Origin of the sequence: Arthrobacter sp. FW306-06-A, from assembly GCF_021870055.1 — a bacterium.
GTDB lineage: Bacteria > Actinomycetota > Actinomycetes > Actinomycetales > Micrococcaceae > Arthrobacter.
This window is the reverse complement of record NZ_CP084552.1, coordinates 4111069-4125843: the sequence shown is the minus strand read 5'-3', so window position 1 is coordinate 4125843 and position 14775 is coordinate 4111069. Positions and strand designations below refer to the sequence as shown.

12 protein-coding genes and 1 tRNA gene are annotated in these 14775 nt (G+C 66.0%); 5 read left to right on the top strand and 8 right to left on the bottom strand.

Features of this window, described 5'->3' with window-relative positions; all coding sequences use genetic code 11:
* Positions 1-118: 118 nt before the first annotated feature.
* On the bottom strand, positions 119-1033 hold the full coding sequence (locus tag LFT49_RS19340; RefSeq protein WP_237429120.1) for a LysR family transcriptional regulator: 915 nt from the start codon (positions 1031-1033) through the stop codon (positions 119-121).
* Between the two features lie 155 nt (positions 1034-1188).
* Here LFT49_RS19340 and LFT49_RS19335 point away from each other — a divergent pair, with 155 nt between their 5' ends.
* Both LFT49_RS19335 and LFT49_RS19330 read left to right on the top strand, forming a co-directional pair.
* The gene (locus LFT49_RS19335) at positions 1189-2652 is read left to right on the top strand and encodes an amino acid permease (protein ID WP_237429119.1); all 1464 of its coding nucleotides are present in this window, start codon (positions 1189-1191) and stop codon (positions 2650-2652) included.
* Positions 2653-2917: 265 nt separating this feature from the next.
* Positions 2918-6436 (top strand): bifunctional proline dehydrogenase/L-glutamate gamma-semialdehyde dehydrogenase, encoded by a 3519-nt coding sequence (locus LFT49_RS19330; protein WP_237429118.1) that lies wholly within the window; start codon positions 2918-2920, stop codon positions 6434-6436.
* 86 nt (positions 6437-6522) lie between these two features.
* Here LFT49_RS19330 and LFT49_RS19325 read toward each other — a convergent pair whose 3' ends face one another.
* Together LFT49_RS19325 and LFT49_RS19320 are read right to left on the bottom strand one after the other, a co-directional pair.
* A complete protein-coding gene (locus LFT49_RS19325) occupies positions 6523-6837 on the bottom strand; it encodes a hypothetical protein (protein ID WP_142132330.1) in 315 nt (104 codons plus the stop codon).
* 164 nt (positions 6838-7001) lie between these two features.
* The gene (locus tag LFT49_RS19320) at positions 7002-7856 is read right to left on the bottom strand and encodes a LysR substrate-binding domain-containing protein (RefSeq protein ID WP_236799974.1); all 855 of its coding nucleotides are present in this window, start codon (positions 7854-7856) and stop codon (positions 7002-7004) included.
* 140 nt (positions 7857-7996) lie between these two features.
* Here LFT49_RS19320 and LFT49_RS19315 point away from each other — a divergent pair, with 140 nt between their 5' ends.
* Positions 7997-9376: an MFS transporter gene (locus tag LFT49_RS19315; protein ID WP_237429117.1), complete on the top strand. Its 1380-nt coding sequence runs from the start codon at positions 7997-7999 to the stop codon at positions 9374-9376.
* 105 nt (positions 9377-9481) lie between these two features.
* On the opposite strand, the gene LFT49_RS19310 is transcribed toward LFT49_RS19315, so the two are convergent.
* A complete protein-coding gene (locus LFT49_RS19310; protein ID WP_236799972.1) occupies positions 9482-9622 on the bottom strand; it encodes a hypothetical protein in 141 nt (46 codons plus the stop codon).
* Positions 9623-9716: 94 nt separating this feature from the next.
* Positions 9717-9787 (bottom strand) — tRNA-Gly (locus LFT49_RS19305).
* A gap of 265 nt (positions 9788-10052) precedes the next feature.
* On the opposite strand from LFT49_RS19305, the gene LFT49_RS19300 reads away from it, so the two are divergent.
* Positions 10053-10514 (top strand): SRPBCC family protein, encoded by a 462-nt coding sequence (locus LFT49_RS19300; RefSeq protein ID WP_236799971.1) that lies wholly within the window; start codon positions 10053-10055, stop codon positions 10512-10514.
* A 60-nt stretch (positions 10515-10574) separates the two neighbouring features.
* Here LFT49_RS19300 and LFT49_RS19295 read toward each other — a convergent pair whose 3' ends face one another.
* The gene (locus LFT49_RS19295) at positions 10575-12305 is read right to left on the bottom strand and encodes a CAP domain-containing protein (RefSeq protein WP_237429116.1); all 1731 of its coding nucleotides are present in this window, start codon (positions 12303-12305) and stop codon (positions 10575-10577) included.
* Between the two features lie 142 nt (positions 12306-12447).
* On the opposite strand from LFT49_RS19295, the gene dcd reads away from it, so the two are divergent.
* Entirely contained in the window at positions 12448-13023 is a 576-nt protein-coding gene (gene dcd, locus LFT49_RS19290; protein WP_236820676.1) for a dCTP deaminase, read from the top strand.
* 55 nt (positions 13024-13078) lie between these two features.
* Here dcd and LFT49_RS19285 read toward each other — a convergent pair whose 3' ends face one another.
* Both LFT49_RS19285 and LFT49_RS19280 read right to left on the bottom strand, forming a co-directional pair.
* Positions 13079-14260, bottom strand: a complete 1182-nt coding sequence (locus LFT49_RS19285) for a cation:proton antiporter (RefSeq protein ID WP_237429115.1) — start codon at positions 14258-14260, stop codon at positions 13079-13081.
* Between the two features lie 5 nt (positions 14261-14265).
* The gene (locus LFT49_RS19280) at positions 14266-14748 is read right to left on the bottom strand and encodes a cation:proton antiporter regulatory subunit (protein ID WP_142132335.1); all 483 of its coding nucleotides are present in this window, start codon (positions 14746-14748) and stop codon (positions 14266-14268) included.
* Positions 14749-14775: the final 27 nt, after the last annotated feature.

The window sequence follows — 14775 nt, the reverse complement described above, 5'->3', positions numbered from 1 at the left end:
ATAGGGCCCCAGATGACGCGGCTGCGCAGCGAGGCGCGATTTCGTTGCGCAGGGGACGCGCCTGCGCAACCCCAAGCTCTTTGAATGCGCAGCTAAGGACACATACGACGGCGGCCGGTCACCCGGCGTCGTTCCTTGCCACCGCTGCCGCGGCCGCAGCCAGGGTTTCCCGGGCGGCAAGGATCGCCGGGCGCTGGGCGCTGGAGCGGCGGACGGAGGTGAAGATGGTGCGGTGAGGCTTCCCGGGAAGCTCCAGCAGCTGCGCCGTGGTGCCCCTGCCGGTCCACACCAGGTCCGGCATCAGGGCCACCGCATTGCCCGACTCGATCAGGCGGGCCTGGGCCTGGAGGTCGGCGGTTTCAAAGCGGACATCGGGTTCGAAGCCGGCGCTGCGGCACGCCTGTTCCGCCCAGTGCCGCGATGCGGCACCCCTCGGTTCCATGACCCAGGCAAGCCCAGCCGTGTCCGCGAGCGAACGGACCTCCGGCCCGCCGTCGGACGCCGGGGGCACGGCCAGCCGGATGGCGTCGGTGGTCAGCTTCACCCGGTCCAGCTCCGGGTAGCGCGGTGCCGCGTGGCCGGGGTACTGCTCCGCGATCACCAAGTCGAAGTCGCGCGCCCATGTCTCGTGCAATGCCGTCTCGGGCTCGCGCTGGATCATCTCGATCCGGACCTCGGGGTAGGTGGTTGCCATGCGGGTCAGGGTGTCCGGCATCAGGGCCAGCGCCGCCGACTGGAAGACAGCGATTTTCACCGTGCCGGTGACGGTCGTCAGCGAGGCGGCCAGGTCCGCCTCCGCCTGTTCCAACGTTTCCAGCAGCTGTGCGGTATGGGCCACCAAGACCTCTGCCTGGGGTGTCAGCTGCACCCGCCGCCCCGTTTTCCGGAGCAGCTCCACGCCCACTTCCTTCTCCAGGAGGGCCAGCTGCTGCGAGACAGAGGACGGGCTGTACTGCAATGCCTCCGCCACCTCCGCGAGCGTCCCGCGGATACTCAACTCTCGGAGCAGCCGAAGCCGGCGGACGTCAAGCATGGCGGATTCCTAACTGAAACTAACGAATATAGGTTAGAAGTAGTCACTTTATCTAACGGAATGGCGAACGCATACTGTTGGAATCGAGTTACCCCCGTCACAGCCAGTTCCCTTGGCGTGCCGCGGCGGGGTCGCACCCCAAGCAGGAGTTCCTGATGAGCAGTAAAGATTTGACCCAATCGATCATGCGGCGCAAGCCGATCGATGACATCGAGGAAGAGAGCAAGCACAGCGGACTGTTCAAGTCCCTCGGGCTGTGGCAGCTCACCGCCATCGGCGTTGGCGGAATCATCGGCGTCGGCATCTTCTCCCTCGCGGGACTGGTGGCCGCCGGCAGTGAAGGAAACCCGGGAGTGGGGCCCGCGGTGCTGATTTCCTTCCTGATTGCAGGCCTCGCCTCCGCGGCGGCCGCCCTGTCCTACGCTGAGTTCGCCGGAATGATTCCGCGCGCGGGCTCGGCCTACACCTACGGCTACGTTGCCCTCGGCGAGGTGATCGGCTGGTTCATCGGCTGGGACCTGCTGCTGGAATACATCGCCATCGTCGCGGTGGTGGCCATCGGCATCTCCGGCTACCTTGACGCCTTCCTGGCCGGCATCGGCATCCACATGCCCGCCTGGATGACGTCCACTGTGGATGAGGGCAAGGGCGGCATCGTCAATATCCCGGCCATCCTGGTCTGCCTCCTGGTCACCTGGATCCTGTCCCGCGGCACCAAGGCCTTCGGCCGGTTCGAGCTCGTTGCCGTGGCGATCAAGGTCATCCTGATCCTCTTCATCATCGGCCTCGGCGTCTTCTACATCGACACCAACAACTACAACCCGTTCATGCCGAGCGGCTTCGGCCCCGTGGTGGCAGGCTCCGCTACGGTGTTCTTCGCAGTGTTCGGGTACGACGCCATGAGCACCGCGGCAGAGGAAGCCAAGGACGGCAAGAAGCACATGCCCAAGGCAATCGTGCTCTCGCTCATCATCGCCATGCTGCTCTACGTCGCCGCCACCCTGGTCCTGACCGGCATGCAGAACTACAAGGACATCGACCCCAAGGCCGGCTTCGCCTCCGCCTTCACGTCAGTTGGCCTGCCCGTGATCGCCACCATCATTTCGGTGTTCGCCGTCCTGTCCATCCTTACCGTGATGCTCACCTTCCTGCTGGGCGTGACCCGGGTGTGGTTCTCCATGAGCCGCGACGGCCTGCTCCCCGGCTGGTTTGCCAAGACCGACCGGCACGGCACCCCGCAGCGCGTCACCTGGATCGGCGGCATCGCGTCCGCCTTCCTGGCTGGGGTGTTCCCCATCAAGGCGGTCGCGGACCTGACCAACATCGGCATCCTGGCTGCGTTCGTCGTCGTGTGCCTGTCCGTAATCATCTTCCGTTACAAGCGGCCTGATGCTCCCCGTACGTTCCGCCTGCCCCTGATGCCCGTGATCCCGGCGTTCGGTGTCCTGGCCTCTGCCTTCCTGATGCTCCAGCTGCACTGGGAAACCTGGCTGCGGTTCGTGGTCTGGCTGGTCATCGGCCTGGTCATCTACTTCGGCTACGGGCGCAAGCACTCGCTCATGAACCCCAACAGCCCCCGGCACCAGGAACTCGCGGACCTGCACCGCCCGCTCACCTGACCTCCCCCCAGACGCCCCGTCACTTCCTGCCGCGGTTCTCCCAACGCGTCATCAGATAAAGGTCCGTCCCGCCGAGCCCTCTCCCACGTTCCTTGGGGGAGGGCTCGCGGCTTTCCGGAAGGGTAATCGGGAGGGAACGAGGGGGTGGAAAAACATTCGGTTTTCCTAACCTGTATTGGTTGGAAAAGATCGCTTTATCTTATGTGAGTGGAAGCTCATACTGATGGAAAGACCTCCTCCCACAGCAAGAAAGATCGGGAAAACCATGACCCACGTTGCAACGGAACCGACAACCTCGGCCGGCACCGCACCGCAGACCGTCGACGTCGACGTCCCCCAGGCAAAAGCCCTCGCCACTGAAGCGGTGGCCCTGGTCCGGCACTGGCTCACCGAGGCCGCCAAGGTTCCGGTGGACGCCTCCGCCCAGCAGCTGGCCGGCGTCCTCAAGGACCCCAACGGCCTGGAGTTCACGGTGGGCTTCGTCGACGGCGTTGTCCGTCCCGAGGACCTGAACGTCGCCGCCCGCAACCTGGCAGCCCTGGCCCCCAAGGTTCCGGCCTTCCTGCCCTGGTACATGCGCAGCGCCGTGGCGCTCGGCGGCACGATGGCGCCGGTGATGCCGCAGGTAGTCATCCCCATCGCCCGCAAGGTGCTGCGCGAAATGGTGGGCCACCTGATCGTTGACGCCACCGACGCCAAGCTTGGTCCCGCCATCGCCAGGATCAGGAAGGACGGCATCAAGCTCAACGTCAACCTGCTGGGCGAGGCAGTACTCGGCGAGCACGAGGCCGCCCGCCGGCTCGAGGGCACGCACGCACTGCTGGCGCGACCCGACGTCGACTACGTCTCCATCAAGGTCTCCTCCACGGTTGCCCCGCACTCCGCCTGGGCCTTCGACGAAGCCGTGGAACACGTCGTCGAAAAGCTCACCCCGCTCTTCCAGCTCGCCAACTCCTTCGCGGGCCCGGGAAGCAGCACCGGCGGCAAGGCCAAGTTCATCAACCTGGACATGGAGGAGTACAAGGACCTGGACATGACCATCGCGGTCTTCACCAGGATCCTGGACCAGCCAGAGTTCAGGAACCTCGAGGCCGGGATCGTGCTCCAGGCGTACCTTCCCGACGCCCTGTCCGCCATGGTCCGGCTGCAGGACTGGGCAGCCCAGCGGCGCGCCAACGGTGGCGCAGGCATCAAGGTCCGCGTGGTCAAAGGCGCCAACCTCCCCATGGAACACGTGGAGGCTTCCCTCCACGACTGGCCCCTGGCCACATGGGGCACCAAGCAGGACTCGGACACCAGCTACAAGCGGGTCATCAACTACGCGCTGCACCCCGACCGGATCAAGAACATCCGGATCGGTGTGGCGGGCCACAACCTGTTCGACATCGCCTTCGCCTGGCTCCTGGCCAAGCAGCGCGGCGTGGAGTCCGGCATCGAGTTCGAAATGCTCCTAGGCATGGCGCAGGGCCAGGCCGAAGCCGTCAAGAAGGACGTCGGTTCCCTGCTGCTCTACACCCCGGTAGTGCACCCGGCCGAGTTCGACGTCGCCATCGCCTACCTGATCCGCCGTCTGGAAGAGGGCGCCAGCCAGGACAACTTCATGTCCGCAGTCTTCGAGCTCAGTGAAAACGAAGGCCTGTTCGAGCGCGAAAAGCAGCGCTTCCTCTCCGCGCTGGAGGCGCTAGACAACACCGTCCCGCTGCCCAACCGCCGCCAGGACCGTAACCTCCCGCCGGAACCCATGCCGCACACCGGCTTCCGGAACACCCCCGACACGGATCCCGCGCTGCCGGCCAACCGCCCCTGGGGCCGCGCCATCCTGGAGCGCGTTCCGTCCTCCACCCTGGGCAACGCCGCCGTGAAGGCCGCGTTCATCAACGACGAGGAAACGCTGAACTCGGCCTTTGCCAACGCTGTGGAGAAGGGCAAGGACTGGGGCGGGCTTTCGGGTAGCGAGCGCGCCGAGATCCTGCACCGCGCGGGCGAGATCCTGGAGGCCCGGCGCGCCGACCTCCTGGAGGTCATGGCCAGCGAGACCGGCAAAACCATTGACCAGGGCGATCCCGAGGTCAGCGAAGCAGTGGACTTCGCCCACTACTACGCCGAATCCGCACGGAAGCTGGACACGGTCGACGGCGCCACGTTCGTCCCGGCCAAACTCACCGTTGTCACCCCGCCATGGAACTTCCCGGTCGCCATTCCGGCAGGGTCCACCCTGGCGGCACTCGCCGCCGGCTCCGCCGTCGTCATCAAACCCGCCAAGCAGGCCGCCCGCAGCGGCGCCGTCATGGTGGAGGCACTCTGGGAGGCCGGCGTGCCCAAGGGCGTGCTGACCATGGTGCAGTTGGGCGAGCGGGAACTCGGCAAACAGCTCATCAGCCATCCTGCCGTGGACCGCGTCATCCTCACCGGCGGCTACGAAACCGCCGAGCTGTTCCGCTCCTTCCGGAAGGACCTGCCGCTGCTGGCCGAAACCAGCGGCAAGAACGCCATCATCGTCACACCCAGCGCAGACCTGGACCTGGCAGCCAAGGACGTGGCCTACTCCGCCTTCGGCCACGCCGGCCAAAAGTGCTCTGCCGCTTCGCTGGTGATCCTGGTGGGCTCGGTGGCCAAATCCAAGCGGTTCCACAACCAGCTGATCGACGCCGTCACGTCCCTCAAGGTGGGCTACCCGCAGGACCCCACCAGCCAGATGGGCCCCATCATCGAGCCCGCCAACGGCAAGCTGCTGAACGCGCTCACCACCCTGGGCGACGGGGAGAACTGGGCCGTGGAGCCCAGGAAACTCGACGATACCGGCCGGCTCTGGAGCCCGGGCGTGCGCTACGGGGTCAAGCGCGGTTCCTACTTCCACCTCACCGAATTCTTCGGCCCGGTCCTGGGCGTAATGACCGCCGGGACCCTGGAAGAGGCCATCGCCATCCAGAACCAGATCGAATACGGCCTGACCGCGGGCCTGCACTCCCTGAACGCCGAGGAGCTCGGCGTCTGGCTGGACGGCATCCAGGCCGGCAACCTCTACGTCAACCGCGGCATCACCGGAGCCATCGTGCAGCGCCAGCCGTTCGGCGGGTGGAAGAAGTCGGCAGTCGGACCGGGCACCAAGGCGGGCGGTCCCAACTACCTGGCCGGTCTGGGCGACTGGGCTCCGGCCACCAGTGCCGCCAAGGCCGAGATCACGCACGCGGGCATCCGCCGGCTCCTTAATGCTTCCGGCCCCGCGCTGCAGCCTGCCGAGCTTGAGTCCGTCGAACGGGCGTTGGCATCCGACGCCCACGCCTGGGCCGAGGAGTTTGGCACCGCCAAGGATGTTTCCGGGCTGAGCGCCGAACGCAACATCTTCCGCTACCGCAGCCTCCCGGTCACCATCCGGCTTTCCGAAGGCGCGCCGCTGGCACACCTGCTGCGGACGGTGGCGGCCGGCATTCTGGCGGGCTCGGCGCTCACGGTGTCCAGCGCCGTCGAACTTCCCGCCCAGCTGCGCTCCGTGCTCACCGCCCAGGACATCGAGGTGGCGGTGGAGTCCGACGCCGGCTGGCTGGCTTCGGCGGAACGCCTCGCCTCCGAAGGCAGGCTCTCCGGCGCCCGGATCCGTCTGATCGGCGGCGACGCGTCAGCGCTCGCGGAGGCGACCGGCGGACGGCCCGACCTTGCCATCTACGCGCACGCAGTCACTGAGGCCGGACGCGTTGAACTTCTGCCGTTCCTGCACGAGCAGGCTGTCAGCATCACGGCACACCGTTTCGGTACCCCGAACCACCTTTCAGACGCGCTGATCTAGGTACCCAGGACCGGCCTACCAAGGTCCGCCCACGCGAAAGGCCGGGCAGCCACTCAGAGTGGCTGCCCGGCCTTTCGCATAAGGCTTTAGCCCAAATACCAGCCGGGCGGAGTCCAGGTGACCGGGACGCTGTGGGCTGAGAAATCCTCGCAACGGGTGCAGGTGTAGGCCACTTCGCCAAGGGTGGCTACCGTTCCGTCCCGCCGGTAGGTGGGGGGAATGTACGACTCAAGGTAGACGAACTCATCGGTTCGGCATTTGTCGCAGGTGGGTTTCCCGACGTATCCGGAGTCCACGGAGGCGTGTCCGGTTCCGAGGGTGTTCTGGCGCGTGGACGGCCGCGGTGCAGAGTACGGGCGTGCGTGTGCAGAACCGAGATGGATGTTCCTGGCTGTCGTCATTGGCTGCCTGTCCCAAGCGTTTTCCCATGCAGGGGACGCGCTTGATTTAGTGAACTGGCCTGCTGCTTGACCTTGAAAAATCAGCATAGGCTATGCCAGTTCCCCTATCAATGGACACGAACCCCCTAACTCCCCCAAATACTGGAAATCATGCCGGAAGAGAGTTAAGTTTGCCGGTTAATGGTCCGGCCGACGATCGACTGGGTGAGGGCGTCGATCACCTCGGCGTTCGCCAGCGGATTGCGGATCAGGGTGAAGTCCACATCGCCCACGGCGGGAAGGTCGAAGCGACGGGTGATGATCTTCAGGTCTTCAGGCACCAGCGAGGTCGGCATCACGGCCACGCCGATCCCGGCCCGGACCGCTGCCAGCACGCCGCTGATCTGCCGGGTGGTGCAGGTGATCCGCCAGGTCCTGCCGTGCGCTTCGAGTGCATCGATGGCGAGTTTCCGGCTGAGGCTGGGCGCGGGGTAGGCGATCAGGGGTACGGGGGTGCCCGGCTCCATCACGGTCTGCTCCAGGCCCACCCAGGAGAAGGAATCGTGCTGGACCACGGTGCCATCCTTTGCCCCTGCCACCCATTTCACGAAGACCAGGTCCAGCTGGCCGGCGTTGAGCTTGCGGTACAGCTGGTCGCTTTGCCCCACCGTCAGCTCCAGGTTGATCTGGGGGTAAATCTGCCGGAACTCGCGCAGGATGCGCGGCAGCCCGGTTATGGCGAGATCGTCCGCGGTGCCGAACCGCAGCCGGCCCCGCATCGCCGAACCTGAAAAGTAGCGGGCTGCGGCGTCGTGGGCGGACAGAATGTTCCGGGCGAATCCGGCCATGGCGTCCCCGTTGTCCGTCAGCCGGACATCGCGGGTATCGCGCGTGATCAGGCTGCGCTTGGCCGCCGCCTCCAGCTTGCGGATGTGCTGGCTGATGGTCGGCTGGGCCAGCCCGAGGCGCTCGGCGGCTTTGGTGAAGCTGAGCGTATCGGCGACGGCCAGGAAAGAGCGCAACTGGGCTGGTTCGAACATGTGGACTCCGGTGACTCTGTAGCTGCGGTCTTATTGCGTATTGCAATACGAGTTATAGGGACCATACGCCTCCATAATCTGCTCCGCCAGCCTAGCGTTAAGGGCATCCCAGACCGCCCGCAATATTTGAGGACATCCCTGTGGCACCCCCTCCGCCTTCGTCGGCCTCCATCTCCCAACCAGTCATCGACGCGGCGGGCTCAGCGCCGCCCAACAACCAGACCCAGCCGATTCCGGTCGTCGCGGAGCGGCTCCCGTGGAAGCACACCTTCATCTCGCTGAAGGTGCCCAACTTCCGGATCTTTGCGGCCGGCCACTTCATCGCGGTCATCGCCATCTGGATGCAGCGGATCGCCCAGGACTGGTTGGTGCTCCAGCTGTCCGGCTCCGTGACAGCCGTTGGCATCACCGTGGCTCTGCAGTTCCTGCCCTCCCTGCTGCTGGGGCCCTGGGGTGGCATGATCGCCGACCGGTTCGCCAAGCGAAAGATCCTCATCTTGTGCCAGAGCGTGGCCGCTGTCCTTGCCGCAACGCTTGCCACCCTTGCCCTCAGCGGCGTCATCATGGTGTGGCACGTCTACGGCATTGCCCTGGTCCTGGGCCTGGTGACAGTCCTCGACCAGCCGGCGCGCCAAGTGTTCGTCAACGAACTCGTAGGCCCCACCTATCTGCGGAACGCCATCAGCGTCAACTCCACCACCTTCCAGCTGGGCGGCCTGATCGGCCCGGCCATCGCGGGCCTGCTGCTGACGGCGGTGGGCGCCGGCTGGGCTTTTGCGGCCAACGCCCTGGCCTGCTGCTCGACGGTGGTGATGCTCCTGGTCCTGCGGAAGGACCAGCTGTTCGTCAGTGCACCCACGCCCAAGAGCAAGGGAATGCTGCGGGAGGGGCTCCGCTATGCCCTGAGCAAGCCCACTATCTACTGGCCATGGCTGATGGCCGGATTCGTTTCGGTCTTCGCCATGAGCCTGCCCGTAATCCTCGCCGCCTTCGCGGACCACGTCTTCCAGGTGGGCGCCGGTGGCTACGGTGTGCTCAATGCCCTGGTGGCACTTGGTGCCCTGTCCGGCGCCGTGGCGTCCACCCGCCGTCGTCAACTGCGCCTTCGGTCCGTGGTGTTCTGCGCCGGCATGTACGGCCTGATGCTCTGCCTTGCTGCGCTTGCGCCGTCCATGGTGTCCTTCGGGGCGGTGATGGTGCTGTCCGGATTCTGGTGCCTCATGTTCCTGACCGGCTGCAACCAGCTGGTGCAGGTCAGTTCCAACCTGGGCATCCGCGGCCGCGTGATGAGCCTGTACATCATGGTGCAGATCGGGGGCCAGGCGCTGGGCGGCCCCATGCTGGGCTCGATCGCTGAACATGCCAACCCGCATGTTGCCCTGTTGGTCTCCGGCGGCGTGCCCGCGCTGGCGGCCATCACCGTCGCCGCGATCCTGGCGCGGAAGGGTGGCCTGGCGGTCCGGATGGACATGAAGGCCCGGCGCCCTTTGAGAATCGTCAGCAGGCACGCGGGTGCCTAGCGAACGGGCCCGGTAGGGCCGGTCGCCTGCCTGCAGCGAACACAAGACCCCGCCATCAGCCGCGATGACGGGGTCTTGTGCTGGCCCAGCGGGATGTTCGCTGGGTTACTTCTTCTTCGCCGCTTTGGTGGGGGTGATGTCCAAGGAGCCGGCAGGGGCAGCTGCGGCCCTCTTGTCTGCGCGCTTTTCCTTGATGGACTTGCCGGACTTTTTTGATGCCGTTTGACGCGGGGACTTATCAGCCATGATTGCTCCTGTAGCGGAGCCGAAAGGCTCCTTGCTACCGACGGTACACCCTGGCACCTAATGGAACTGTGGAGGGCCGTTGTGCGGGCACGAGAGCGGCTGACGGGAATCGAACCCGCGTATCAAGCTTGGGAAGCTAGCGCTCTACCATTGAGCTACAGCCGCAGCGCCCTCGCTCGAGCGGGGCAGAACTTAGCTTAGCGCAGATCTGCAGGCTCCCCGCCAACCCGGCCAGCAGCGCCTCCGTGTCCTTCAATGCAAGACCTGCAACCCGCCGCAACCCGGGGCGTCATCCAGTAACTCTTCAATAACGTCCGCGGTGCCTGCTAGGCCCGGCCGAGGGGCGCTGGCTAACCTGATCCGGGTAGCGGCCGCATTTGGGGGAGGCAGCTATTGCGGCAGCCGACGTCAACCACAGGAATTTTTTTACATGGCAATCGCAGAGCACGAGGTCCTCATAGAACGCGACGCCATGCCCGTGTACCAATACCTCCTTGACGCGACCAATCTTCCCGCCTGGCGCAGTGACGTCCGGAGCGTGAAGCTCGTTCGGGGGCCCGCCGATGCCAACGGCGCGCTGTACCGCAAAATGGTGGCCGGCCGCTCCGGCCTGAGCATCCCGGCGGAACTGGAGATCACCAACCTGCGGCCAGGGGCAGAAATTGAATTCCACATCGTCTCCGGTCCCGCAACCCGCTGGGGCGGCTACTACCTCAGCAGCGAGGACGCCGGGACCCGCGTGCGGTTCGCCATGGAAGCAAAACGCGGCGGCCGCTTCGGCTTCCTCAGCAGGTTCACGTTCCTGGACGGGATGCTGCAGCGCCGCGTCAGCTCCGACGTGGCCCAGCTGGACCGGCTGAAGCACGTGCTGGAACTGCAGCCCGCACTCTGACGCTGCAATGCCGGGTGCTGGTGCCGGGGTTCGGCTACCGGTGCCGGCAGACAGCCTGGCCTACTGCGCCAGCCGCTGCCCGCTCCAGGGGCCGGTTATGTTCGACGGCGACGCGAGGCTTCCAGAGCTAAGGTCCCAGTACTGCACGGTGTCATTGGCCCGCCGGAGGGCCACGCCCGTGGAGTTCAGCCCGGTGACATTCCGCAGCGCCCGGATTCCCGTGACGTCCGTCCACCCCGTTGCGACGGTGGGCCTGGCCTCCGCGCGGACCGCGGTGGTGCCCCACCCGCGGTAGAGCTGTACGGTGCCGTCGGTCTTCAGCGCGAGGACGTCCTGGAAACCGTCGGCGTCGTAGTCCACCATGGAGAGCCGGGAGGCGTAGATGCCAGTGGCAATGGTGACCCGGTCCGCGATGTCGCCGGTTCCCCTGTTCGCATACATGAACAGGTTGCCGGCGCCGTCCAGCGCCAGGATCTGGGGCATGCGGTTGTTGGCGCACCAACCACCCACGGCCAAGGTCAGGGTGTTCCAGCCACCCGTACCGAGGGTGATGGGCGCCTGGAACCCACCGGTGGCGATGCCCCTGTACAGGGTCAGGTTGCCGCCGGTCCACTGGGTCAGGACGTCATAGGCGCCGTCCCGGTCCCAGTCGGTGACAAAGACTTCCTTGGCTCCGCCAAAGCCGGAGCCGATGACCTTGGCCGCGGCGTAGGTGCGGGGGCCGGTGGACGCCCGGTTCAGCAGTTGGCCGGCGGAGTCGACGGAAACGAGGTCCGCCGGGCCGGTGATCGCCGCTGCGGCGAGATTGAGGGTGGGCGGCATGTGCTTGACGGGTGCGTCGCACAGGCTTGGCGGCGGGGGCGGGAAAGCTCCACCCGACCCGGCGCCACCCGGGGAATCGAGGGTTCCCGCCGGCAGTGTGGTGTATCCGAAGAAGTTCACCACACCCCAAATCCGGTACGTGGAGTTCGTATAGGAGATCCCGGCGCCCATCACGTTGAAGCGCGGGTCGAGAAGCATGGCATTGTGGCCCGGTGAACCCTTCCACCACTCCACAAGCTGGGCGGCGTCCCGGTCGGTGCGGATGGCGATGACTTCACCGGCTCCGTTGTTGGGGTTCAGGGCGCGGGGATCAGTCCAGAAACTCGCGCGGTGTTCGATTACCTCACGCGTGGCGATGTTGTCCGACCATTCTTGCGACAACCCGGCCACAGTGGGGTGGTACTTGACCTTGTTAAGGCCGTTGGCCACCCGGTACTCGTTGATCTTGGTGAACACGGTGAGGATGGCGGACGCGTTGCTGTCCGGTACCAGTGCCTCGGTGGAAAGGGGGGCGGAGGAATCGGGAGCCGCGAGCTGCGTTGTGGACGGTGAGGACAGTTCCTGGTCCGGTGCCCACAGCGGAGGGATGGAAGCCGTTTGGGGTGTGGCCGGGAAAGCGGAAGTGGGTGGCGGAGACGCCGAAGTTTCCGTGGAGGGCGCAACCCCGGCATCGGACGGAGGGGCGAGGTCGGGTGCGGACGTGGCCGTTGGGGGAGCGGGTGCAGGGTCCGGTGCGGGGGCTGCCCCGGTCAGGGGCGAAGCGACGCGGATATCGGGGTCCACGGCAGGGGTGAGTTTCCCTGCCGTGTCAGCCTGCATGGACGTTCCGCTGCCACGGACCAGCGGAGCCTGCAGTGTGATGCTCGCTGTGCCCGAGGCCTGGCCGAAGGGCAGCGGCTCGGGGGGTGCGGCGGCAGACGAAGAGACCAGCGCCAATGCACAGAGCACGCCAATAAAAGACGGTGCCACTAATTTATTCACAACATCCCCAGCTCTGTTACGCCATCCGGGAGACCATTCCGGCGGCTTTCATTCGCAACATTAGCCCCACCAGGCCACAGCAACAACGGGAAAGTGTGGCTGTGGATAACCGATACGGTAATTTGGGACGGTGCTGATCTCTGACCGCGACATTCGAGCCGAAATTGATTCCCAGCGGATCGTGCTGGAACCGTACGATCCGGCGATGGTCCAGCCGTCGTCCGTGGATGTCCGGATCGACAAGTTCTTCCGGTTGTTCGACAACCACAAGTACGCGCACATTGATCCGGCGCAGGAGCAGCCCGAGCTGACCCGGCTGGTGGAAGTGGAGCAGGACGAGGCCTTTATCCTGCACCCGGGGGAGTTCGTCCTGGGTTCCACCTATGAGACCGTGACGCTGCCCGACGACATTGCGGCCCGCCTGGAAGGCAAGTCATCGCTGGGCCGGCTTGGCCTGTTGACCCACTCCACTGCCGGCTTCATCGACCCCGGCTTTTCCGGCCACGTCACCCTTGAGCTGTCCAACATGGCAACACTGCCCATCAAGCTGTGGCCGGGGATGAAGATCGGCCAGCTCTGCTTCTTCCGGCTGACTTCGGCGGCGGAGTACCCGTACGGCCAGGGGGAGTACGGAAACCGGTACCAGGGCCAGCGTGGCCCCACCGCCAGCCGCAGCCACCTGAACTTCCACCGCACCAGCATCTAGAGCACCAGCAGGCAGCCGCGCGCCAAAGCTCCTGCGCTTCCAATGCTTTGAGGGGCTAGGTCTGCGGGGCGACCGCCCGCGGCCGGATGAACGGCTTGGCCAGCGGCTCCACATAGCGCGCGGCCAGCGGACCCAGCACCGCCATCAGCAGCACGTAGGCGGTGGCCAGCGCCGCGAGCTCATGCGGAACCGCTCCCGAGGCAACGGCAAGGCCCGCGATCACGATGGAGAATTCGCCGCGCGCCACCAGTGCGGCGCCCGCCCGGAAGCGGCCCGGCCGGGCGATTCCGGCCTGCTTGGCGGCCCAGATTCCCGTGATCATCTTGGTGCCCGCCGTGGCCACCGCCAGGACCAGGGCCCAGCCCAGGACCGGCGGAATGGAGGCGGGGTCCGTGTTGAGCCCGAACGCCACAAAGAAGATAGCGGCAAACAGGTCCCGCAGCGGCTCAAGGATGCGGGTGGCATTGTGCGCGGTGGAGCCTGAGATGGCGATGCCCAGCATGAACGCGCCCACTGCCGCAGAGACCTGCATGGCGGATGCGGCGCCCGCCACCAGCAGGGCGGCCCCGAGGACGTTGAGCAGGAAGACCTCGGAGTTCTCGCTGTGCACGGCCTTGGACACGTGGTGCCCGTGCCGCAGCGCCACCATCAGGACCACGGTGACCACCGCCAGGGCAGTCCCCACCGTGGTCAGCCCGCCCAGGAAACTCACCCCGGCCAGGGTGGCCGTGAGGATGGGCAGGTAGACGGCCATGGCCAGGTCCTCGAACACCAGGATGGACAGCACCACGGGTGTTTCGCGGTTACCAAGCCGGCCCAGGTCCGTAATGACCTTGGCGGCGATGCCCGAGGAGGAGATGTAGGTGACCCCGCCCATGACCATGGCACCCACGCCGCCCCAGCCCAGGAGCAGCGCGAGCCCGGCTCCGGGGAGGAAGTTCAGGACGAGGTCCAGGATGCCGGCCTGCCAGGAACGGCGCAGCCCGGTAAAAAGTTCGGCAGCCGTATATTCCAGCCCGAGCATAAGCAGCAGGAGGATGACGCCGATTTCGCCGGAAAGATGGGCAAATTCGTGCATGCCTTCGAGCTTGACGACGCCGCCGGCGCCGAAGGCCAGCCCGCCCAGCAGGTAAAAGGGGATGGGCGACATCCCGATCCGTCCGGCCAGCCTGGCCAGGAGGCCGAGGCAGAACACAACGGCCCCCAGTTCAACGAGCGTCTGGGCCAACGGGTCCATGGGAACTAGCCGTGGCGCAGGATATGGGCCGCTGAGTCGAGGCCTTCCTGGGTGCCCACTGCCACCAGCAGGTCGCCGGGGTGGAGGACGACGTCGGGCCCGGGCGATGGCAGCACCTCACCCTCGCGCATGATGGCCACGATGGAGACGCCGCTCCGGGTGCGGATGGACGCCTTGCCCATGGGCTGGTTCTGGAACGGGGAGTCGGCGGCGATGGAGAACTGCCGGGTGACGATGCCCGGGACGTCCTTGTGCTCCTCCGCGAGCTTCATTGCCAGGTGCGTGCCGCCCAGGAGGTTGCCAAGGGTGGCTGCTTCATCGCTGGTGAGCGGAATCGAAGCCTGGCAGGTATCGGGGTCGTCCCAGGTGGAAACGATGAGTTCCGTCTGGCCCTCCCGCCGCTCCACCACACCGATGCGGCGTCCGGAGGCGGTCATGAAATCCTTCCGGAGGCCCAGGCCCGGAAGGTTCGTTTCGTCCACGTTCATGGGTCCAGCCTAGTCCGCCTTCCACCA